Raw genomic sequence first — 21,970 nt, forward strand, 5'->3', positions numbered from 1 at the left:
CTAGGAGCCTTAATACTAAAAATAGGTTTTAATATACATGACCTCATGAAAAATAGATACGAATGGCAGAGTTCTGCTTGTCAGCCAACAATAGGAATGGTAAATGGTAATATAAATATATACGGTGTAGAGTTTGTAAGAGGAGATATTATTACACTCGAGGGCATTCCTGCTACTTTGCCTTTTGATGGGTCTTCAGGTAATTGGGGATATACAAGCTCAGCCTGGACGCCACAGCACGGTACTCCTATAGGTGCCGATGTAATTTATTATGCCGGTTACGAAGATAAATTCTATCATCTTAAGACAGATTTTCCTGTAGAAGAGATGAAAAAAGCAGTCGACACAACTTATCAATACTTTAACGATAAATTCGAAAAATTTTCAGGATTAATTTTTGGTTTTGCTCCACAGGGCATGGTGGTGGTTTGGAAAGAATATGGTGTTATGAGGATTGAGCTAGGGCGTTATCAGGCAGAAGTTATTAAAGAGGACACAGAACTGGAGACGAGGCTTTTTAGAAACTGGGCAATGAATCGCGAAGAGGTAAAAGAGCGGGATTTTATGCCAAATGCTTCCTGTGCCAGATGGGATATGTATCGCCAGCGGTATACTTTTAGGGTAGTAATGCAAAATGAAAATCCAAATTTACGGTTATTCCAATATTGTTTTACCAATTACAATGGTGAACAACAAATCATTTTTATGCCTTCCAGACCTGCTACGAGTTATGATAATCGTGCGCTACCTCAAATTTTGGAAATGGATTGGGAAACAGGTTTTTATGAACGTTTTCGAGGTAATATCTTTTTGAATGAGAAAGTGATTTTCGAGAAATTTAAAAACTTCAAGCCCGAAGATAAACAGGAATTTGTGGTAAAAATAAGCAAGGATAATAGAAAGCTAGAATTGTTTTTAAATAACGAACCTGTTGAAGTAGACAGTGTACGAATTTATAAAGGTTCCGTCATGTATAAAGAGTCTTATTGATAAAAGTGTAAGGTATTGTTATGGGTAAATTACAAAAAAGAATAATTTTATTAATACTAGGAGCCTTAATACTAAAAATAGGTTTTAATATACATGACCTCATGAAAAATAGATACGAATGGCAAAGTGCTACTTGTCAGCCAACAATAGGAATGGTAAATGGTAATGAGAATATATACGGTGTAGAGTTTGTAAGAGGAGATATTATTACGCTCGAGGATATTCCTGCTACTTTACCTTTTGATGGATCTTCTGGCTTTTGGGGAGTTTCTGGAAAAAGCTGGACACCACAACATGGTACGCCTATAGGTACCGATGTAATTTATTATGCCGGTTACGAAGATAAATTCTATCATCTTAAGACAGATTTTCCTGTAGAAGAGATGAAAAAAGCAGTCGATACAACTTATCAGTATAATGATCATAAATTCGAAAAATTTTCAGGATTAATTTTTGGTTTTGCTCCTCAGGGCATGGTGGTGGTTTGGAAAGAATATGGCGTTATGAGGATTGAGCTAGGACGTTATCAGGCAGAAGTTATTAAAGAAGACGCAGCGCTGGAGACAAGGCTTTTTAGAAACTGGGCGATGAATCGCGAAGAGGTAAAAGAGCGGGATTTTATGCCAAATGCTTCCTGTGCCAGATGGGATATGTATCGCCAGCGGTATACTTTTAGGGTAGTAATGCAAAATGAAAATCCCAACTTGCGTCTGTTTAGGTATTGTTTTATCAATTACAATGGAGAAAAAAACATCATTTTTATGCCTTCCAGACCTGCTACGAGTTATGATAATCGTGCGCTACCTCAAATTTTGGAAATGGATTGGGAAACAAGTTTTTATGAACGTTTTCGAGGTAATATCTTTTTGAATGAGAAAGTAATTTTCGAGAAATTTAAAAACTTCAAGCCCGAAGATAAACAGGAATTTGTGGTAAAAATAAGCAAGGATAATAGAAAGCTAGAATTGTTTTTAAATAACGAACCTGTTGAAGTAGACAGTGTACGAATTTATAAAGGTTCCGTCATGTATAAAGAGTCTTATTGATAAAAGTGTAAGGTATTGTTATGGGTAAATTTCAAAAAAGAATAATTTTATTAATACTAGGAGCCTTAATACTAAAAATAGGTTTTAATATACATGACCTCATGAAAAATAGATACGAATGGCAGAGTTCTGCTTGTCAGCCAACAATAGGAATGGTAAATGGTAATATAAATATATACGGTGTAGAGTTTGTAAGAGGAGATATTATTACACTCGAGGGCATTCCTGCTACTTTGCCTTTTGATGGGTCTTCAGGTAATTGGGGATATACAAGCTCCGCCTGGACGCCACAACATGGTACTCCTATAGGTACCGATGTAATTTATTATGCCGGTTACGAAGATAAATTCTATCATCTTAAGACAAATTTTCCTGTAGAAGAGATGAAAAAAGCAGTCGATACAACCTATCAGTATAATGATCATAAATTCGAAAAATTTTCAGGATTAATTTTTGGTTTTGCTCCTCAGGGTATGGTGGTGGTTTGGAAAGAATATGGCGTTATGAGGATTGAGCTAGGACGTTATCAGGCAGAAGTTATTAAAGAGGACGCAGAACTGGAGACGAGGCTTTTTAGAAACTGGTCGATGAATCGCGAAGAGGTAAAAGAACGGGATTTTATGCCAAATGCTTCCTGTGCCAGATGGGATATGTATCGCCAGCGGTATACTTTTAGGGTAGTAATGCAAAATGAAAATCCCAACTTGCGTCTGTTTAGGTATTGTTTTATCAATTACAATGGAGAAAAAAACATCATTTTTATGCCTTCCAGACCTGCTACGAGTTATGATAATCGTGCGCTACCTCAAATTTTGGAAATGGATTGGGAAACAGGTTTTTATGAACGTTTTCGAGGTAATATCTTTTTGAATGAGAAAGTGATTTTCGAGAAATTTAAAAACTTCAAGCCCGAAGATAAACAGGAATTTGAGGTGAAAATAAGCAAGGATAATAGAAAGCTAGAATTGTTTTTAAATAACAAACCTGTTGAAGTAGACAGTGTACGAATTTATAAAGGTTCAGTCATGTATAAAGAGTCTTATTGATTAAAAATATGTAATTCATCTCTTGGTTGCTATGTTACTAACAGGTGCAACTATTTGTTTTGCATGAAGATAAAGAGCTAAAATATTGAGAAAAGGTTTGAAGTATCTTTTTCTACGATAGGATTAGAGGCTATAGACTATTGAAAAAATGGATCTTAAATCAAATTATTTTACTAAAATAATTTGATTTAAGAAAAATAACTAACCACTAAGTTAGAAAAACTAAGAATGAGACAAGAACGTATAAAAGATAGGGTATTAAAAAGAGCCGCAAGATCGTGGGGCTTTTCAGACGTGGAAATGGAAACATCATTTGATCCTGTTGTATCGATGATGCTTAATGCATTATCATATGAATTAGAAAAAGTTGCAGATGAACTAGAAAATTCTAAAACCCGTGTGGTTGAAAGAGTTCTTGAAATTATGTTCCCAGAAGTTACAGCTGGAACAAAACCTTCGAGAGCAATTATGCATGCTTTGCCATTGGAAAATAATATGAAAGTTTCTTTGCACAACCAAATGGTGGTTGGCAGAAGGATTCATAATATTTACAATCCATTAGCTCCTATTACTAAAGAGATTGTGCTTTCACCCACGATAGAGATTAAATTGTCTTCTGCAGAAGTGAGGTATATTGCATACGAAAGAAATCTATATGAAGTTTCTAATATTTTTTATAAAGATTCAGTTCGTGACTATAGACATTCATTGCCTTCTGGGGAGGTTTTTTTAGGTGTAGAATTGAAGAATACCAATGTTTTGGAGTTAGAAGATTTGATGTTATATATTGACATTAAAAATACACACCAAAAAGAGATGTTTCATTACTATTTAAAACAAATGAAATGTTTTCATGACAATTTGCAAGTTACAGTAGAAGAAGGTTATAATGTACCAATAAATCATTTAGATATAGAAAGTATTATTAATCGTAATTATACGCATCTAAGCGAAGTAATGCAGGAAGTAAATGAGTATTATTTTGATAATTTTTATACTTTCAAAGGGCCGTTAAAGCATAAAGAAATGAAGGAATATGATGTAGAGTATAAATATTTTGAGGATGTAACAAATAAAAACAATAATCCTGTAATTTGGATTAAATTAATTTTTCCAGAATCACTGATTCCCCAAATTTTAGATAATGTATCTTTTACTGCAAATTGTTTTCCAGTAATTAATAAAAAAAAGCATACAATAAATAAGGCGCTTGGTGATTATTTATCTTACGTAGCTCTTGAAACAGATGATAATATTTATCTCGATGTAGATACTGTTGTTGATGGATACAATAATCATTACGAAATAAAAGAGTTTAAAGACGGTGTTATAGAAGAAGGAAATGCGGTTTTAAGAACTGGTGGTGTTTCGAGATTTGATTCAAGAAGTGCTTCTGAATTACTTCAAAATGTATTGGATTTACTAAAAGATGAGAGTTCTTCTTTTGCAGGGTTAGGAAAAGATTTTATGAATAGTTCTTTGGTTGAAATTAATCAGTTATTAGCTTCTGTGGAACAACAAGCAAAAGAAAGTAGTTTTTCTAAAAATAATGCCCCATATTTAATGATTAAGCCTAAAATAGATGAGTCAGTAGGAAAATCATTTTCAATAAATTATTGGTCAACTTGTGCAGAAGAAGGAAATGATATTAAAGCGGGAACTGTATTAGAAAGTAAAGATGATTTTTCTTTTGTAAGTAAGGAATCGGTATTAGTTACAAATACAGTGGGAGGATTGAATAAACAAAACAATAAAGACCGTATTTTAGCGTATCGAAATGCTTTACTGACTCGAGGTAGAATTGTAACATTTGCAGATATAAAGGCTTTTAGTCTTAATCATTTTAAGAGTTGTATAACAGGAGTTAAAATAGAAAAAGGAACGCGAAAAGAAATTTCTGTAAAAGCAGGATTTAGTAGAACAGTAGATATACATTTAATTGTAAATTTAATTGAGAAAGAATATTTGTCAGCTACAGAATGGGACTATTTGTGCGATAGTTTCATGAAGAATTTAAAGAACAGATCTTCAAATGTATTTCCTTATCGTTTGTTTATAGAAAATGAGAGCATTAACGAAAGGAAGATTTAAATAAAGATGGATTCTGATACATTGTTGTGGAGAAATATTATATGATGATTTTTGAATTGTTTCTCAATTTTACTTAGATTTTCTTTCCATAAAAAATGCCCCAAATAGTCTTTAACTTTTTGGGGCATGTCCTATTCAGTGCTTTTTGTATGGGAAGTAAGATTTGAACTCAAACTTGTAAACTCTTGCCTATACTACAATTGTTGATTTTAAAAGGTGCTCTTTCCGTTTGTTGTTACTAAATTTAAATTATTGCTTTTTAAATTAAATTTATAGAAGCTTGTTATTATAAAAGTATTGTTAAAGAGTGCATAATTTTAGAAGAGTTACTTTTTTTTAGTTTTAATATCGAAACATTCCGTTTGATTTTTTTTCTTTACCTGCAAATTTCTGAATCTTGTACGTTAATGAGAACATTACGTAGCGTTTCAATACCGTATTCTCTTCGTCTCTTATAGTTGTTGGTGTTATCGATCTTGTAGCGCTCTGATTTTGGTTAAGAAGGTCATATACTTTTGCTTTTGCCATGAATTTCTTATTGAAAAAACTATAAGACAAACTCGTATTCCATAAGAAAAAATCTTTTTTAAATCCAGGGGATATATTAGAGTTATAGGTATATCCAAAGTCGTTTCCGAATGTCCAGTTTTTAGGCCAATAATTCGTCACTTGAAGGTTGAGTTTATGTGTTAGATAATCTGCCTGATTAACATTGTAATTGGTATAATTTGTTTTATTGTAAGAAAAATTATAAGATGGATTTACGGTTAACAGTTCTCCATAATCGTAAGTGAAATTTAAACGTGGTGACAAAACATAGGATTTTGCAGTAAACAACTGCCCATCTGTGAATCCTTTTGAGTAGCCGAAGTTATTATTTATTCTTAACTCGTATTTAAAAGTATGGGCCTCTTTTTTGATTGTTTTGTTCCAATATAAACCTAACCAAGAATTATAGGTCCCGTTAACATTCTCGTAGGTTGTAGTTCGTTTCCTATTCTCATCATAATTTACAGAGGCAACAATTTGATTTTCATATAAATTTCCGCCTGTATAAAATCCATAACCAGAGCGAGTAGCATAATCGAAATTTCGATACGATAAGTAAAGACTATGATTTTTATTTAAATCAATTTCAGGATTTCCAATATAAGTATTTAGAGGATCTGCTAAATCTTCTATTGGTAGCACTTGTCTTGCAGTAGGAAGACTGTATTGATAACTGTAATTTGCATATAAATTTTTAGCTTTTGAAAAAGCATAAGACCCATAAGCATTTGCATACGGCAATGCGTACTTTTTATTTAAACTTGTATTAACAGTCATGTAATCGCTGTTAACATCAAAGTCGATTATGGTTGTACCTAAGTTCAAATCGAAATTTATTTTTTTCTTTTTTAAAATAATACCCATGTTTGGTGTAACTGTTTTCTCGGTGGAATTGAAAATGTTTGTTAATTCAGCGTTTGCAATAGTATAGGATTGTGTATTATCATCATAGTCAAAGGAGTCTCTATTGTCTTTCTTTTTGTTGAATTTATATTCAGTCCCTAATTTTATTTTTAGAGAGTCTGTAATGGGTTGGGTGAACTCAATTTCGGTGTAGTAATTATCATTTTTGATTTTAGTTTCATTTAATTGGTTTCGTATATCATCTGGGTCCGAGGTTTGATTAAACACCGTTTTTGATTTGATATAATCATCATTTTCATTGACTGTATTTTCATTTTTAAAAACGACACTTAAATTTTTGCCTTTCTTTTTAAAAGTCTTAGTAAAAGACAATGTATTGGTAAAGCTGTTTAAATCATTTTCAGAAAAATTATTAGATGTACTTGAATTTAGCAAGGCATTTTGGGCATCGTATGAAAATTGTTCTGATTGAATTTCTTTTTTCGAATTAGCTTTGGTGAAATTAGGCTCAATTACAATAGATGCTGTAGAGTCTATTTTAAACTCAAAAACGGATGTTGCGTTATGTGTATAACGGTCTTCATTTGAGCTAGAAGTTGATTTAGTAAGAAAATCTCCAGAAGGTAAAAAATTAACTAGATTAGTTACGTTATCATTTTTAGTATTGCCCCCAGAATAAAAATAGCTTAAAGTGGCATCTAAGTTTTTCCTCCATTCATCGGAGTAATTTATTCCGACTAAATCAGAACGAGTTATTCCATTAGCGCTTCCAAACTGTCTTCCGTTTATACCGAATGTACCATTGCTATTCATCCAGACATTACTGTTTCGTCCTCCTCCCATATTGTCAAAAACTTCATCCATTGAAAAGCCTATAGAATTGATATTATTGGAGGAAGCAAGTACACTAAGTTTTCTTTTGTTTTTAAAATAATTAATAAGTGCACTACTTTCATAACGAGAATCAGAACCTGTTCCTGCCATAAATTTACCAAATAATCCTTTGTTCTTATTCTCATCGATGGTTAGATTAATGCTGGCATTATTAGAACTGGAAGATGCACCTGTTTTTTCTTCTTTCTTGGTTTTGGTGTCGGTAACCTGAACTTTTTTAATGATGTCTGAAGGTAAATTTTGCAAAACAATTTTTCCGTCTTTATCAAAAAATGGTTTTCCGTTTACCAGAATTTGGTTGACTTCTTTTCCGTTGACTGTGATTTTTCCGTCGGAACCGATATCAACTCCTGGTAGTTGTTTTAATAACGTTTCTACATTAGCATCTGGACGAACCTTAAACGATGATGCATTAAATTCTAAGGTATCTTTTTTAATGCGTATGGGTGGAGCCTGACTTTTTACAACAACTTCGTCTAGTGATTTTATTTCTTCTTTTAGGGAAATTGTACCAAAGTCTTTAATTGTTTCATTCTTTTTTAGATCAATTGTGTAATCCTGGTAAGAAACAAACGAGATTTTTAAATATAAAGGATTGCTGTTTTGTTTTATTTTAAAATCAAATTTTCCAAATTTATCTGTAATGGTATATTCCACGACTGTGGAGTCTTTTGCATTGGAAACATAAACGGTTGCCGATTCAATTGGTAATTTTGTAGTTTCATCAATAATTTTTCCTTTTAGAGAAATTGAATTTTGAGCAGATAAGTAAGAGCACATAAAAAACAGCAAGAGAAAATGGTAAAATTTTAGCATAAAATGGTTTAGTTATTCAGAAGCGGCTAATTAAGTAATTTACTGTTAAATAATTGTGTTATTTCTTTAAACTTTAACATATAGTATTGAAGAAACTATTTTTTTTTGTATTTTAACTGTTATAGGGGCAATACATAATATTTTGGGGAAATATTGAAATGGAGATTTTCGTATTAATCCCTAATCTCACAAAGATTTTCAGTGTTTTTTGGACATAAGAAAAGTCCTGAAATAATTCAGCACTTTTTAGTGGGGAGAGCAGGATTCGAACCTAAGCTCGGGAATGTCTGTTTACACTACGTGCGTTAATTTTTAAAAGACACTATGCCAAGATGTAGCCACGAAATTTTTTTTTAAAATTAAGTATGAAAATAGAGTCTTGAGTGCAAAGAACGATATAATTTGAATTGTTAATTCATCTATTTTTTGAAGCAAAATTTTAAAAAATAATTTCAATTTTCACTAATAACGTAAGTCGATGAAAAATCTTGAGTTCTAATCGTTATGAATAGCCTTAAGTTTTTGTGGAAAAAAAGTATCCCTTCCAAATTAAGAATATTAGCAAATCAACACAATAGATGTAAAAGTTGTAGTAGATAATGGAAAAGTAAAAATCCAATACCCAATTTTCGTCGGTATTGGTTTTTTTATGACTTCAATCTCTTCAAGATTTATTTTGATCCTTTTAGAATAATAACATTTTCAGGTCAATTCCTTATATGGAACCGTTTATTATAAAAGTGTCGCGATAGGAGCAGGGAACCAATGCGGCTTCTACCGAAGTTAAAATAGTATTTTGATTCAATGTATTCATTTATCTGCTTCCTAAAATTGTTTCCTTCTTTTATGTAAAAAGGAAAAATATTATTGTGTCTTGTATTGGTTTGATTGAAAACATATACAATTCGTATTACTATAAGTCCAGCTAAAATAGCAGTATAAGTAACTATGATTTCTTGTAAAGTTATTCTGGGTTCATTGTGTAATAATGAAAATCCGACTATATCTGCAATTTCTCTCTTCAATGTTTCATCTATTTTCTAAAGAAAAACTGTTGGGATCCTGAGCTAAATCTTGAGCTTAAATTGGGTTCACCTGTATTTGTAAGTAAAATTATTCGCAAAGATTTATTCACATTTTGTTCTTAACCAGAGAGGTTTAGCTGCTGATTTCCTGCTGAAAAAGTAACAGGAAAAGACCATCCAAAACCCAAAAAATGATTCTCTTCTTTAGTTTTTATAGCATTATTATCCACCTATCATTACATTTAAAGCTCCTAATACAATACTTCCACCATGTGCAGTTGCATCTCCCATTCTTGCAGCAGGCATACCCCCAATCATGACGGTTGATGAACCTTTTACAATAGAATCTGGAGGCCCTACACACACTAACATATCACCAACTCTTGCGGCGGGTAATTTGCAAATTAAAACAGTAGGTTCTCCTGGCCCTATTATAGGACCTCCAACATGTGGAATAGGAGCTGGAAATGCTGGTGTTTGCATAGGGCATTGATGAAAATCGGTTATTCGTGCTGCTGGTGGCATATTATTTTTATTTGGATTATAAAATTCTTAAGTCAACTTCTAATTTATCATTACCATAGCCCCTTTTAGAACTAATTGTGCACCACCTTGTACTTCGGCGTTTAAATTTCCTTTTGCAGTATACTGGCTTTGTGCTGTTTCTTCTATATTTATTCCCTTAATAGCAACATCACCTCCTGATGAAGCGATGTTAATACCTTGATTTCCTTTAATATTAACATTTTGAGTGGCTTCAATATTGATGTCTTTTGCGCTTTTAATGGTAATTCCGCTACTAGACATAATGATGCTATTATCATTTTGATCTTTAATGGTAATTTCTTTGTCTTTATCACTTACAATTATGGTGTTTTTATTGGGAGTGCTAAGTGTCCAGACTACATTTTCATCGTCAAATTCAATGGCAATTTTAGATTTTGAAACAATGGCTTTAATACTATTTTTTTCGTTTGGAGTTAAGCCCTCGTAAGGTTTTAATTTAGAACTACTATATAGACTGCCTAAGATAACAGGGTATCTGGGGTCTTCGTTTAAAAATCCAATTATAACTTCATCACCTACTTCGGGTAAAAAGAAAACACCGGCACCATTTGTTGAATAAAAATTAGAGAGACGCGCCCAAATTCCTTCTCCATTAGTGTCAAATAGAGGAATAGTTACTAATATCCGGTATTGTGAATCAGGATCGCTGTCTATTTTTTTTACCGTTCCGTTAAAAATGCCTCTTGCACCAGGTAATAAACCAGAGGCAGAAGGAGCCATAACATCAGTTTCTTCTGTAAACCAAAGTGGAGAAAGACCGATGCTTATTTCGGTGATCCAGTTCCCCTCGGATAAATCGTGAGTTACGCTAGAAATAAAATGATCTCCACTAAAGCGATCACCAATTCCGGTTAAAGTGATATAATTACCAGGATTCACTAAATTGGTACCTTGAAATTTTGCTTCTCCTTGAATTTTAGAATACTCACTTTTTATGAGTTGCGCCTTTGCCCAATTTGTCAAATCGGCATTTTCAAGTGGGGCTGTGGTTTGTATTTGATAGTCGGCTAAGCCAACTACTTCTGAAAGTTTTTTAGAGGAGATATTTCCTGGTCCGGCTTTAGCATTAGTAGATTGCATAGAAGCTAAAGCCTGATTTTTAAAATCCCAGGTATTTGCTTTTACAGTATCTAGTTGTGTAATAGCGTTCATTGTAGCATTAAATTGCATCAACCCGTTTCCATAGGATACATTCAAAACAGAATTTGTATTTGCGTCAGGTGGTGCTACTGTAACAGTTCCGTTAAGAGTGGTAATTAACATTCCGTTGCTTTCAGCACGAGCCATAATGTAGTCCCAATCGCTCACATAATATTGTACTTGTCCAGGCCAATTAGTAGCAGTAGGAGAGACTTTTGCTTTTAAACCCGAATAAGTACCAATGATTGTGGCTATTATATCGCTATCTTTTTGATTGTTAAAGGTTAAACTTTTTCTGCCTACAATCATTTTTATTGCTTCATCCCTACATTCTACCTCAAGAGCAGCGCCTACAATGTCATCAATGCGAATGGACTGGCTTGTAATGATTCCTTGAAAAACAATTTCATTTTTAGAATCATAGCCACACTCAATGCTTATTTTCTCACCTGGCACAAAAGTTGAGGATGAACTAACATCAAACTTTCCTGTATTTGCTTCTCCATCAAGGATGGTTATTTTTGCAATTGCAATTCTATTTACAGCTTTATTTATATGTATAGACAGCACATTCAATTCATTGGGAATTGATGTACCATTAATTTTGATCGTAAATGTTGCTGTGTTTCCAGACACAATTTTTGTTTGAGTTGCCATTTATATAGGTTGAATTATTGGAGGAAATATTAATTTTTGTGAAGGAGCGCTGGTATTGGGCGGTTGCTGTTCATTATATTCGATGCCTCTCTGCCATTTTATAGTATCTGGATTAATCATAACAGTATAGGGTTGTCCTGCGAAAGCTTGTTAAAAATTTTCGTCGGTATATCCTATTATTTTCATTAATTCTAAACTCGCCCCCATAGTGTTTGTGTTTATCTTTTATAGCTATTTTTTCTTTGTTCGTTCTGCGATCATTCTTTTGCATTCTTCAAGTAATTGTCTTTTTAACAGTTGAATTTCGGCTTCATTAGCATTATCATTTTTGAAACTATCTTTAGAAACTATTTCAGTTTTTATAATTAATTCTCTAATTTCTATAGGTATACGCTAAGTAAATAAGTCGGCAATTGAGCTATCGGGTGTTATGACAAAGTAGGTATAGGCTAACTCGATAGATTCTATTACAAGTTCATTTTCCTGAGATTTTAAATCAGATACTGAATATTTTACGGAATACGCATTGTAAAACGTCCACATTACCGAAATGAAGCCATCAGAATTAAACAAGTTTACCGAAACATCGTGTGTTGTTATGGAATTAGCTAGACCTTCGTCTAATGTACTTGCACACCAGTCAATTAATTTAGAACCTTCTGGTATGAGTGCTCTTTTAAGTACAAGGTTTTGACTGGTAGTAATAGTAGGGATAGGATAGTTAAATCGATTCTCCGCACCACATACTACCTCTTCCATACTCAACTCTTTTGAGATACCGGATACTTCTTTGAAGGCGGCATCTTCACCCTTAAAAGAGAGTTCGAAGTAAAAACCTACTGGACAATTATTTGCCATTAGTAATTACTAATTGTTCGTGTGCAATTTCTATTGTATCTACCGCTACCTCATTGCCATCTGATTTTAAATCGGTACTTGTAATTTTGGTAGGCCAGGCATTGTTTAATTGCCATTGCATAGTAGTTCCTCCTTTTTCATCTAATAGACGAATAATAACAGTTCGTCTTTTGATAGTATTCATAGTTACTTGTGCATGCCAATTCCAAAAACTATTATCGTTTACAAAAACTCCTCGTTTCATAGTAACGTTTCCATATTTTGTAATGCCTGGCATTTTTTCTGTTGAAAAAAGAGGGCTATTACTTTTTCGATATTCAATGATTTGGTTTTCAACATCCATTCCAGATACTTCTTGAAATGCTACTTTTGTTAATTCAGTTCCTAAATCTACTTCAAATCGAAACTTTGGCATGGGCCATGTTGCGCCTTCTAGACTTCCGTCATCTGCTGCCATAGTATTTTGTTTTTAGATTGATTATAATTTTATTTATATTTTTTTTCTGTCTAGCTAGAAGTTGCCATTTGTTGTTGAAAAGTTAGTACTATAAATTCAGCTGGACGAACTATAGCTACTTTGATAGTAATTTTCATAAATCCATTTAAAATATCTTCTGATGTCATGGTAGTTCCTAATCCACAAGCAACAGAAAACGCATCTGAAGCCGATGCCCCCTGAAGGCCCCCTTCTTTCCAAATAGAGGTCAAAAAGCTTCCAATCATTGCTTTTACAGCTTCCCAGGTGTTTTTATCATTTGGTTCAAAAACATAAGCGTTAGCTGCTAGTTTACATGACTGCTCTAAAAAGGTCATTGTTCTTCTAACCGAAAGATATCTCCAGTCCTGACTATTCCCATCTAAAGTTCTTGCTCCCCAAATTAAAATTCCAAGACCATTGAAAAAGCGAATGGCATTAATCGATTTTCCAGAAACAGCATCTACATTTAGACCGCCTTGTTGCGTTTCCGATAAACGAATAGGTAAAGAAGAGACTCCCACTATAGAAGTATTTGCTGGGGCTTGCCAAACTCCCTCTAGGTTATCTGTTGTAGCAATAACTCCGGCCATCCCACCGCTTGGAGGTAAAATATTGACATCAAATAAGATATGCTTAACCATAAGACTATAGGTTTTGCTGGAGTTTATTAATGCATTGTTATTTTGTGTAACACTTAGTCCTGAGGAAGGATTGTTGATGTTAGTCATAATACTTGCTACACTTGGATTGGGATTATCTCCAGGATTTAATAATGCTTCAAGCTGTTTTGTATCACCACCAAATAAGTTAGTATAGTCTATATCTTGATTTTGCATTATTGTCGTTCCTATAAAAGGATAATAAGCTGTTCCATAATTTAAACCTTGTGAACCTGTATTGTTTCTAAAAGTTTCAATATCATTTGGATACATGATTGGATCAGGATTTCGACCTCCTATAATATCAAAAATAGCAACAGCTGTTTGCATTTGTGTACATTGCAATAACATTTGTTGCATCAAGGTACCGTTGTTGTCTATCGTAAGTAAAGTTGCTTCTGGGCATATGTACATGGTAGGTTCTTGCTCATTTAAGAGTATGGATAAACCATTTTTCAAATCAGCTAATTGTACATTTGGATTTACAATTTGGTCTCCTGGAGTCATTGGGTTTTTTGAAGGTGCACCATAAGGACCTACGGATACAATGTAAGCATCACCGCCACCATTTTCATAAAACAATTTGATACTATTGTACAAATAATATATAGTATTAGGGTCTGGAACAATAGAGTAATATGCATTATCAATTAGCATATAATCCCCTTTGGTTGGCTGACTTTTTTGTTTTACCATATAATATTCCGGAGTATATTGTTTGGCAGGACTTGCAGGAGGAGCAGGGTCTGGGAAACAATAAATAGCCTGAAATTCTGCAAAAGAAGTGATCTTTTGTGCCACATTTGTGTATGATTTTCCTTTATACGATGCCGTGGGAGTATAGCCAATAAAGGCAGGTACTGCAGTTGCAACAGGAAATACTGAATTAGGAAAGCCATTTAATTCATTAATGTAGACACCTGGTGATTTAATGTTAGACTCAATCATGGTTTTTCATATTTATCTTTATTAATCATATATGCTTACATGGGTGATGTAACTATTTTTTCTTTGTTTTTTTCCTCAAGACCTATGTTGTTAGGTTTGGGATTTGGTAAACTTTTAAAAATTGTTTTCCTTTTTGATTGCTAATAGTTGATTTATCTACTAAATCAAATTTGTATTTTGGTAATTCACTCATTTTCATAAAGTTTCCCCTAGATGAAAAAAGGAGTGCTTTATTACTCTTGTATTAGTTTAAAGTTAAAACTTAATTTAAGATGATAAGAAAAAAATGTTATAATGCAGTTTTTACTTGTCATCAATTTTTTTTTATATCTAATTATTATTATTATTATTATTATTATGAATAATTGGACTCTTTTTTTTTTAACAGTCATAAAGAAAAACGTACTTTATTATACAGTTGTAAGTTTTTTAAAACGTTGGTCTATTTCTATTTGAATGTGTGAATTTATGAAAAATTGGAGATATTACTCTTAGTATTAATACCTGTTTTTACTTTTTATATTCTTAATTGAATCTGCCGTGAAAAGCGTTCTTTAGTATCTGGACATACTAATTTATAATACAATACGTCCGCAACTATCCTTGCATTGAAATACACCTGTAGAAACTTTTCAGGAAAATTGCTAGATTTAAATACATACACAATACATTTTCGAGAACAGAGAAACTTAAAAATATTAGCAAATCAACACAACAGATGTAAAAGTTGTATTTGATGCTGGAAAAGTAAAAAATTGATACTAGATTTTTATAGGTATTAGTTTTTGTAGTTTGAATCTCTTTAAGAATTATTTTGATTCTTTTATAATAACACCATTTTCTGTTCAATTCTTTATATGGAACCGTTTATTATAAAATTGCCTCGGAAGGAGTAACGTAATTATACATCTCTTCAAAACTAATAACTTCTAAGTAATTTTAAACCATTCAGCTGATGACAAACTTTTAAAAGAGAGTAATTGACCAAAATTGAATCGTAACGGTGCGTGGTTACTTTGACTGGTTTTTTCAGCTCTCGTCTCTAATTCTCAGGTTTAAAAACTACAATTGCCAAAGGAGCTGTTTTAACATATTTTGCCAATGAATGATTCCACCTTCGACCTAGTAAAGTAAGGAAGTATTTTTGGGTACTTAGTTAGCAATCGAGAAAGTAATTGATAAAGCTTCTTCGTCTTAACGTAAAAATTCATCTTGTTAACAATTAAAATGCATTTCAGCGTTAAAACAGATGTTTTGCCGATTTATCTACTGGCTTTTATTCTTTTTTTGTATTTTTGCCGTTATGAATTTCCTGCTTTTTTTAAATCGTAAGAAGAATTTGAATAGAATGTTAACTTACTTATTATGATTGTTTTTTTGTAAAACTTCAAATGGTCTTTTCTTGACACTTTCATTTCATTTGTTTAATTAACTGTCTTTCTAGCGAGATTATATGCAGAGGCTGGTTTCAGAATAGTACACAAGTATAGATTGCAAGATAAGTTTGTGTGTACTTTTATAATTTTAATGCTACAAATGCAGAAATCAACTACATATATAAAATTTTCTTTGGTATTTTTATCTTTACATTTTGTAAGTTTTTATTTTTTGCCATTGCCATTAGCTCTTTTCTATGGACCAATCATGTACGGAATTATTTACAGAATTCCAGCAAAAGCATTTGCTTTTCATCTTGTGCTACCTTTTAGTTGTTGTTATTTATTATTTAATTACTATTTTAATGGAGAGAATAATGAGTTTTTAAGATTATTAACAACTACTAATTATTTGCTAACCATTATTTCTATGACTGGATATTTTTTGGCTTTCTATTTCAGAAAGAAGTATCTAAAATTAGAAAATGCTATGTTAAATGATGAATTATTATATTTACTATGGATCATTTATTGCATCTGTTGGGTTTTTATTATAGTTTCATTTTTGGAAAGCATTAATGTCATTGATGTATTAAATTTCAATCCACTCTATTTAGTTAACATGCTGATTGGTGGTGTCTTTCTGATTGGATTGTATTATGTTGTCGAAAATAAGAAAGAGGCTAAAAGAGTTTACGAAACATTTCCAAATGCGTTAGAAAACTCCAAGATAATGGAAGAATATGAAAAAGCGGTGCATGTTTATTTGACCGAATCAAAATTATTCCTGAAACAAGGTATTTCTCTTAAATTGCTTTCTGAAAAGATAAACATACCAAAGCATCAATTGTCAATACTGTTCAATTCCTATATGCATAAAAGTTTTTACGTATTAATTAGCGAGTATAGAATAAAATATGCAAAAAAACTTATCAAAGAGAATAGCAATTTAACCATAGAATCGATTGCCTTCGAGTGTGGTTTTAATAGCAAATCGACCTTTAATAAGTATTTTAAGGAATACACGGGCTGTTTGCCTTCGGAGTACCGATGTCTTATATAACTATTTCATAAGAAACGTTTGCAATGATTTTAAAAATTTGTTTACTACTTATTCTTTTTTTCTGCTGTGCTGGTTTGTGGTATATTGTTAAAAATAAAGAAAGTTTTTTTTTCTATAAAGTAGTATGCCTTTATCTGATTTTGTTTTTTATACAATGTTTTCATATTTTGTTATGCGAACTCTTTACATCTGATATTGCCTATATAAGTACCTCTGGAGCTTATAATTTATTATATGGGCCTTTGTTTTATTATTTAGTCTTAAGATTACAAAATAGACATTTAAAACCGTACACTTGGTTGGTACACTTGAGTCCTTTTATTTTTATTTTTATTTTTTATTTTTTACTTTTATTTAATACGGAGGTAAGAGCGTATTATCTAGCATTAGATATAAAAATATTTGACAAAGTTGTAATGCTTTCTTTTTTGGGTTATGTGGTGGCTGCCATTTTTCAAAAGAAAAGGTTTGTCGATAAACCTGCATTCATTGAAATAAAAGAGTTTGTAATTACAATGGGGTTATTTTTAGTCTTCATTGCTCTTTTTTTTCATGTGGTTCGTGTTACAGGAAATTATACTATGTATGAGTCCAGATTGGTTGTGTATTTTACTATGTTATTGATGATCATTTATATTTTTATATTTCTCGTCAGGAAAAAAGGAAAAATAAATAATTGGGACATAGAAGAATCATCTTCTGATTCTATTAAAGCTTTGAATAAGAATAAATATAAAAAAGTTAAAATTACCGAAGAACAATTGGATCTATATGAGCAAAAGCTGTATCATATTATGAATGAATGTAAGATTTTCTTAGATACAGACCTTTCAGTGGCCAAATTATCCAAAGAAATGAAAATTCCAAGTTACCATTTGACTCAATTGTTTAGCTTGCGGATTGGCAAAAATTTTAATCAATTTGTCAATACGTATCGGGTAAATTATGCATGTACTATAATTGATCAAACAGAAAATGTCAAAATAGATACACTAATTCCTATGAGTGGTTTTAATTCTAAAACTTCTTTTAATCGTCACTTCAAAATGATTGTAGGGATTTCTCCTTCAGAATATTCTTCCCAGAAGTAATGTATAATCTATTTAGTCCATTAGTATTTTACAGAGTTGTATTCCTATGACCTGGTATTTTTATTTAACTATAAACCTGAATTCGATAGATAATTTGGACTACTATATTGTGCAAAAAAGCAAAGGATCTAATGTGTTTGAATTCTTAGGCAATTAAAAACTCAACTAAATTATACCTTCAATCCTTATCGTTGGTACTTCTAACTTATAATTCCTTACGAAAAAACGATCCTTAAATACAAAACCATTACAACTAACCCTTAGCTGTATTTTATTAATCGATCCAAGATTGTAATATAGCTAATTGCTTCTTTTTTAGTTGTTAATAAACGAGTCGTATTTTTAGCACGTAGTATGTCCTAAAAATTTGGCACTCATTTTCGTTCTAGTTAGAATTAAATTTGCGAAAAATTAAAACGTGAAAAACGAGAAAGCATTTTTGTTGGTCTCGTTTGTTTTTTTTATAAAATAAGAGGTGCTTACATTAAAAGATGCTAGGTGTCTTTTCTTTTTATAAAAAAGTAGAAATATTTAAAAGATAATAAAATTATGAAAAAAAGATTACTTCAGTTACTATTTCTTTTAGTTTTGACAGGTGCTTATGGCCAAGTTGGTATTGGTACATCTATGCCTGACAATTCATCACAATTGGACGTTGTAGCCGAGAATAGAGGAATACTGATACCAAGGTTAAAATTAACAAGCACGACTGATATTTTAACGATATCAAAAGGAAATGTAAATAGCTTACTAGTTTTTAACACTGCCACAACTGCAGATGTTAAGCCAGGTTATTATTATTGGTTTGAAGATCGTTGGAATAGAATCAGTATCGCTTCTGATTTAGGATCGTCGCAATCAAATGTTATTTTCAATCCAACGATAAATGACTTTAGTTACATTAATAACGCTGGAAATATACAAGTAATAAATTTTGAAAATCTTGTTAAAACAAATGAAACAGTAACTGAATTAGTTAATAATAATAACGGTACTTATACTTACAACAACGAAGCAGGAACTCCGGTAATCATCGATGCTAATACAACCAAAGTAAGTGTTGTTGATGGTGTTTATACTTTTATTGATGCTGCTGGAAACACTATCACTTCGATTGATACCAATGCAAGTGCTAGTGCATTTGACAATACAGCTTCAGGATTAACGGCTTCTAATGTTCAATCAGCTATTGATGAGTTGGCTACAACGATAGTAACCAATAAAGGTGACTTAACAGTGGCAGGTGGGTTAGAATTTACAGGTGGTACAAATGGAATTGCAAAGCTTTTAGCTGATGCTGGTATTCAAGTTGCCATTGGTGGAATTGGTTCTACGCAGCTAGCTAACAATGCAATTACTTCGGATAAAATTTTAGACGGAACAATCGCTACCGCAGATTTAGCTGCTGGTGCAGTAAGTGCAGATAAATTAGGTGCTGATGGAGCTTTAGCAGGGAAAGTTGCTACAGTTAATGCAGACGGAACAGTTTCTTATCAAGATATTTCGGCTACGAACTTAGTTGATACAAAAGGAGTTACTACAGATGGTATTATAAAAGTAAATGGAACAAATGCATTAGCAAAATCTGTTTTACTTGATGCAGAGTTATCAATCGCTGCAGGAGGAATTGGTTCTACTCAACTAGCGAATAGTGCAGTTACTACAGATAAGATTGCAGACGGTGCAGTAACCAATGCAAAAGTTGGAGCAGATGCAATTACTTCGGATAAAATTTTAGACGGAACTATCACTACTGCTGACTTAGCTAATAAAGCTGTTACAGCAGATAAATTAGGATCAGGAGCTGCAACTTCAGGTCAAATTGCTACAGCAAATGGAGACGGAACAGTAACCTATAAAGATATCACGATTACAGATGCGAATATCACTAGCACAAAAGGAGTTACTACAGATGGAATTATAAAAGTAAATGGAACAAATGCATTAGCAAAATCTGTTTTACTTGATGCAGAATTGTCTATCGCTGATGGAGGAATTACTTCTACTCAACTAGCTACTAATGCAGTTACTACAGATAAGATTGCTGACGGTGCAGTAACCAATGCAAAAGTTGGAGCTGATGCAATTAATTCGGATAAAATTTTAGACGGAACAATCACTACTGTTGACTTAGCCAATAAAGCTGTTACATCAGATAAATTAGGATCAGGAACTGCAACTTCAGGTCAAATTGCTACAGCAAATGGAGATGGAACAGTTACTTATAAAGATATCGCGATTACAGATGCGAATATCACTAGCACAAAAGGAGTTACTACAGATGGAATTATAAAAGTAAATGGAACAAATGCATTAGCAAAATCTGTTTTACTTGATGCAGCGTTGTCAATCGCTGATGGAGGAATTACTACAGATAAAATTGCTGACGGTGCAGTAACCAATGCAAAAGTTGGAGCTGATGCAATTACTTCGAATAAAATTTTAGACGGAACGATTGCTACTGTTGACTTAGCCAATAAAGCTGTTACAGCAGATAAATTAGGATCAGGAACTGCAACTTCAGGTCAAATTGCTACAGCAAATGGAGATGGAACAGTTACTTATAAAGATATCGCGATTACAGATGCGAATATCACTAGCACAAAAGGAGTTACTACAGATGGAATTATAAAAGTAAATGGAACAAATGCATTAGCAAAATCTGTTTTACTTGATGCAGCGTTGTCAATCGCTGATGGAGGAATTACTACAGATAAGATTGCAGACGGTGCAGTAACCAATGCAAAAGTTGGAGCTGATGCAATTACTTCGGATAAAATTTTAGACGGAACAATCACTACTACTGACTTAGCCAATAAAGCTGTTACAGCAGATAAATTAGGATCAGGAACTGCAACTTCAGGTCAAATTGCTACAGCAAATGGAGATGGAACAGTTACTTACAAAACTATTTCAACTACGAACTTAGCTGATAAAGGGAGTTTAACAGTTGCGGGTGGATTAGAATTTACTGGCGGTACAGATGGAGCTGCAAAGCTTTTAGCTAATGCAGGGATTCAAGTTGCAGCTGGTGGGATTACCGCTACTCAACTAGCTAATAATGCAGTTACTACAGATAAGATTGCTCCTGCTGGGAATAACCAAGTTCTTACAACTGATAACACAGGTGCTCCAATATGGGTAAACCAAGCTACAATAACTGTTACTGCTAAAAACGGTTTACATAAAGATGGTTTAGACATTAAATTAGGTGGAGCCTTAAGTGAGGCAACGGCTATTGGAACAGATGCAACCAATACTTTAGCTATAACTGGTTTGGATAACCAAAAAGTGCAAAACACAACAGCTGGAGCTAAAGACTATTTAATGGCTGTTAATGATGCAGGAGTTGTTAGGGCATTAAAAGCAGCGATGCCTAAGTTTTTCTACATGCCTTCAATTGTAATGCCAACAGCAGCTGATCAAATAACCGATGCAACTATAGTTTCAGTAACAGCTGGTACATTTACTGTGCAATTATATGGTAGTTATACAAAACAGTTTGGGATGACCGTTGCAGCATCAAGCAAAGCAAATGCGACTAGAACTACAGCTTTACCAGTTTTACCTGTTACTGAATTGGATTATTATGTTACATGGTATGATAATACTGTATTTGATAACGTAAATATCACTGATTCAGGTGTGCTGACTTACACAATAAAACCTACTGCTGAAGTAACAATCGGTTCGTTCATGAACATTGTGTTTGCAGTAAAACCATAATGATGAAGCCATCATGAGCTTTAAAAATCTCACAAACCGAGATGGATATTTGCTCATAATAGCTTCATCACTATTAAAAAAACAAT

Annotated in this window: 14 protein-coding genes; 7 read left to right on the forward strand and 7 right to left on the reverse strand. The window is 32.7% G+C overall.

Annotated features, from left to right (window positions below; all coding sequences use genetic code 11):
• The first annotated feature begins 45 nt into the window (after nt 1–45).
• The 4 genes from QWY99_RS06995 (at nt 46) to QWY99_RS07010 (ending at nt 5,173) form a co-directional block, all read left to right on the forward strand.
• Complete coding sequence (locus QWY99_RS06995; protein ID WP_290263087.1) at nt 46–990, forward strand: DUF2931 family protein; 945 nt, start codon at nt 46–48, stop codon at nt 988–990.
• A gap of 101 nt (nt 991–1,091) precedes the next feature.
• Nucleotides 1,092–2,036 carry a DUF2931 family protein gene (locus tag QWY99_RS07000; protein WP_290263088.1) on the forward strand — a complete coding sequence of 315 codons (945 nt, stop codon included), beginning with the start codon at nt 1,092–1,094 and terminating at the stop codon, nt 2,034–2,036.
• Nucleotides 2,037–2,137: 101 nt separating this feature from the next.
• Nucleotides 2,138–3,082 (forward strand): DUF2931 family protein, encoded by a 945-nt coding sequence (locus QWY99_RS07005; RefSeq protein WP_290263089.1) that lies wholly within the window; start codon nt 2,138–2,140, stop codon nt 3,080–3,082.
• A gap of 228 nt (nt 3,083–3,310) precedes the next feature.
• Entirely contained in the window at nt 3,311–5,173 is a 1,863-nt protein-coding gene (locus QWY99_RS07010; protein ID WP_290263090.1) for a type VI secretion system baseplate subunit TssF, read from the forward strand.
• Between the two features lie 342 nt (nt 5,174–5,515).
• On the opposite strand, the gene QWY99_RS07015 is transcribed toward QWY99_RS07010, so the two are convergent.
• The 7 genes from QWY99_RS07015 to QWY99_RS07040 all read right to left on the reverse strand — a co-directional run bounded on the left by QWY99_RS07015 (nt 5,516) and on the right by QWY99_RS07040 (nt 14,628).
• Complete coding sequence (locus QWY99_RS07015; protein ID WP_290263091.1) at nt 5,516–8,296, reverse strand: outer membrane beta-barrel protein; 2,781 nt, start codon at nt 8,294–8,296, stop codon at nt 5,516–5,518.
• A 1,247-nt stretch (nt 8,297–9,543) separates the two neighbouring features.
• Complete coding sequence (locus tag QWY99_RS07020) at nt 9,544–9,846, reverse strand: PAAR domain-containing protein (RefSeq protein ID WP_290263093.1); 303 nt, start codon at nt 9,844–9,846, stop codon at nt 9,544–9,546.
• 39 nt (nt 9,847–9,885) lie between these two features.
• Nucleotides 9,886–11,685 carry a type VI secretion system tip protein VgrG gene (vgrG, locus tag QWY99_RS07025; protein WP_290263096.1) on the reverse strand — a complete coding sequence of 600 codons (1,800 nt, stop codon included), beginning with the start codon at nt 11,683–11,685 and terminating at the stop codon, nt 9,886–9,888.
• Between the two features lie 231 nt (nt 11,686–11,916).
• Nucleotides 11,917–12,075 carry a DUF5908 family protein gene (locus QWY99_RS22250; RefSeq protein ID WP_353960579.1) on the reverse strand — a complete coding sequence of 53 codons (159 nt, stop codon included), beginning with the start codon at nt 12,073–12,075 and terminating at the stop codon, nt 11,917–11,919.
• Between the two features lie 3 nt (nt 12,076–12,078).
• Nucleotides 12,079–12,543 (reverse strand): phage tail protein, encoded by a 465-nt coding sequence (locus tag QWY99_RS07030; protein WP_290263098.1) that lies wholly within the window; start codon nt 12,541–12,543, stop codon nt 12,079–12,081.
• Nucleotides 12,533–13,000: a phage tail protein gene (locus QWY99_RS07035; RefSeq protein WP_290263099.1), complete on the reverse strand. Its 468-nt coding sequence runs from the start codon at nt 12,998–13,000 to the stop codon at nt 12,533–12,535. The genes QWY99_RS07030 and QWY99_RS07035 overlap by 11 nt, the downstream gene beginning before the upstream one ends.
• A gap of 50 nt (nt 13,001–13,050) precedes the next feature.
• Nucleotides 13,051–14,628, reverse strand: a complete 1,578-nt coding sequence (locus QWY99_RS07040; RefSeq protein ID WP_290263102.1) for a phage tail sheath family protein — start codon at nt 14,626–14,628, stop codon at nt 13,051–13,053.
• Between the two features lie 1,536 nt (nt 14,629–16,164).
• Here QWY99_RS07040 and QWY99_RS07045 point away from each other — a divergent pair.
• From QWY99_RS07045 to QWY99_RS07055, 3 genes are all read left to right on the forward strand, one after another.
• Nucleotides 16,165–17,067: an AraC family transcriptional regulator gene (locus QWY99_RS07045; RefSeq protein WP_290263104.1), complete on the forward strand. Its 903-nt coding sequence runs from the start codon at nt 16,165–16,167 to the stop codon at nt 17,065–17,067.
• A 23-nt stretch (nt 17,068–17,090) separates the two neighbouring features.
• Nucleotides 17,091–18,158 (forward strand): helix-turn-helix domain-containing protein, encoded by a 1,068-nt coding sequence (locus tag QWY99_RS07050; RefSeq protein WP_290263106.1) that lies wholly within the window; start codon nt 17,091–17,093, stop codon nt 18,156–18,158.
• Between the two features lie 549 nt (nt 18,159–18,707).
• Nucleotides 18,708–21,884 (forward strand): beta strand repeat-containing protein, encoded by a 3,177-nt coding sequence (locus tag QWY99_RS07055; RefSeq protein ID WP_290263108.1) that lies wholly within the window; start codon nt 18,708–18,710, stop codon nt 21,882–21,884.
• Nucleotides 21,885–21,970: the final 86 nt, after the last annotated feature.

It is taken from the genome of Flavobacterium branchiarum (assembly GCF_030409845.1).
Lineage (GTDB): Bacteria > Bacteroidota > Bacteroidia > Flavobacteriales > Flavobacteriaceae > Flavobacterium > Flavobacterium branchiarum.

Coding starts and splice junctions, on each gene's coding strand:
- QWY99_RS06995 (WP_290263087.1), top strand. CDS start 46: ATGAAAAATAGATACGAATGGCAGAGTTCTGCTTGTCAGCCAACAATA.
- QWY99_RS07000 (WP_290263088.1), top strand. CDS start 1,092: ATGAAAAATAGATACGAATGGCAAAGTGCTACTTGTCAGCCAACAATA.
- QWY99_RS07005 (WP_290263089.1), top strand. CDS start 2,138: ATGAAAAATAGATACGAATGGCAGAGTTCTGCTTGTCAGCCAACAATA.
- QWY99_RS07010 (WP_290263090.1), top strand. CDS start 3,311: ATGAGACAAGAACGTATAAAAGATAGGGTATTAAAAAGAGCCGCAAGA.
- QWY99_RS07015 (WP_290263091.1), bottom strand. CDS start 8,296: ATGCTAAAATTTTACCATTTTCTCTTGCTGTTTTTTATGTGCTCTTAC.
- QWY99_RS07020 (WP_290263093.1), bottom strand. CDS start 9,846: ATGCCACCAGCAGCACGAATAACCGATTTTCATCAATGCCCTATGCAA.
- vgrG (WP_290263096.1), bottom strand. CDS start 11,685: ATGGCAACTCAAACAAAAATTGTGTCTGGAAACACAGCAACATTTACG.
- QWY99_RS07030 (WP_290263098.1), bottom strand. CDS start 12,543: ATGGCAAATAATTGTCCAGTAGGTTTTTACTTCGAACTCTCTTTTAAG.
- QWY99_RS07035 (WP_290263099.1), bottom strand. CDS start 13,000: ATGGCAGCAGATGACGGAAGTCTAGAAGGCGCAACATGGCCCATGCCA.
- QWY99_RS07040 (WP_290263102.1), bottom strand. CDS start 14,628: ATGATTGAGTCTAACATTAAATCACCAGGTGTCTACATTAATGAATTA.
- QWY99_RS07045 (WP_290263104.1), top strand. CDS start 16,165: ATGCAGAAATCAACTACATATATAAAATTTTCTTTGGTATTTTTATCT.
- QWY99_RS07050 (WP_290263106.1), top strand. CDS start 17,091: ATGATTTTAAAAATTTGTTTACTACTTATTCTTTTTTTCTGCTGTGCT.
- QWY99_RS07055 (WP_290263108.1), top strand. CDS start 18,708: ATGAAAAAAAGATTACTTCAGTTACTATTTCTTTTAGTTTTGACAGGT.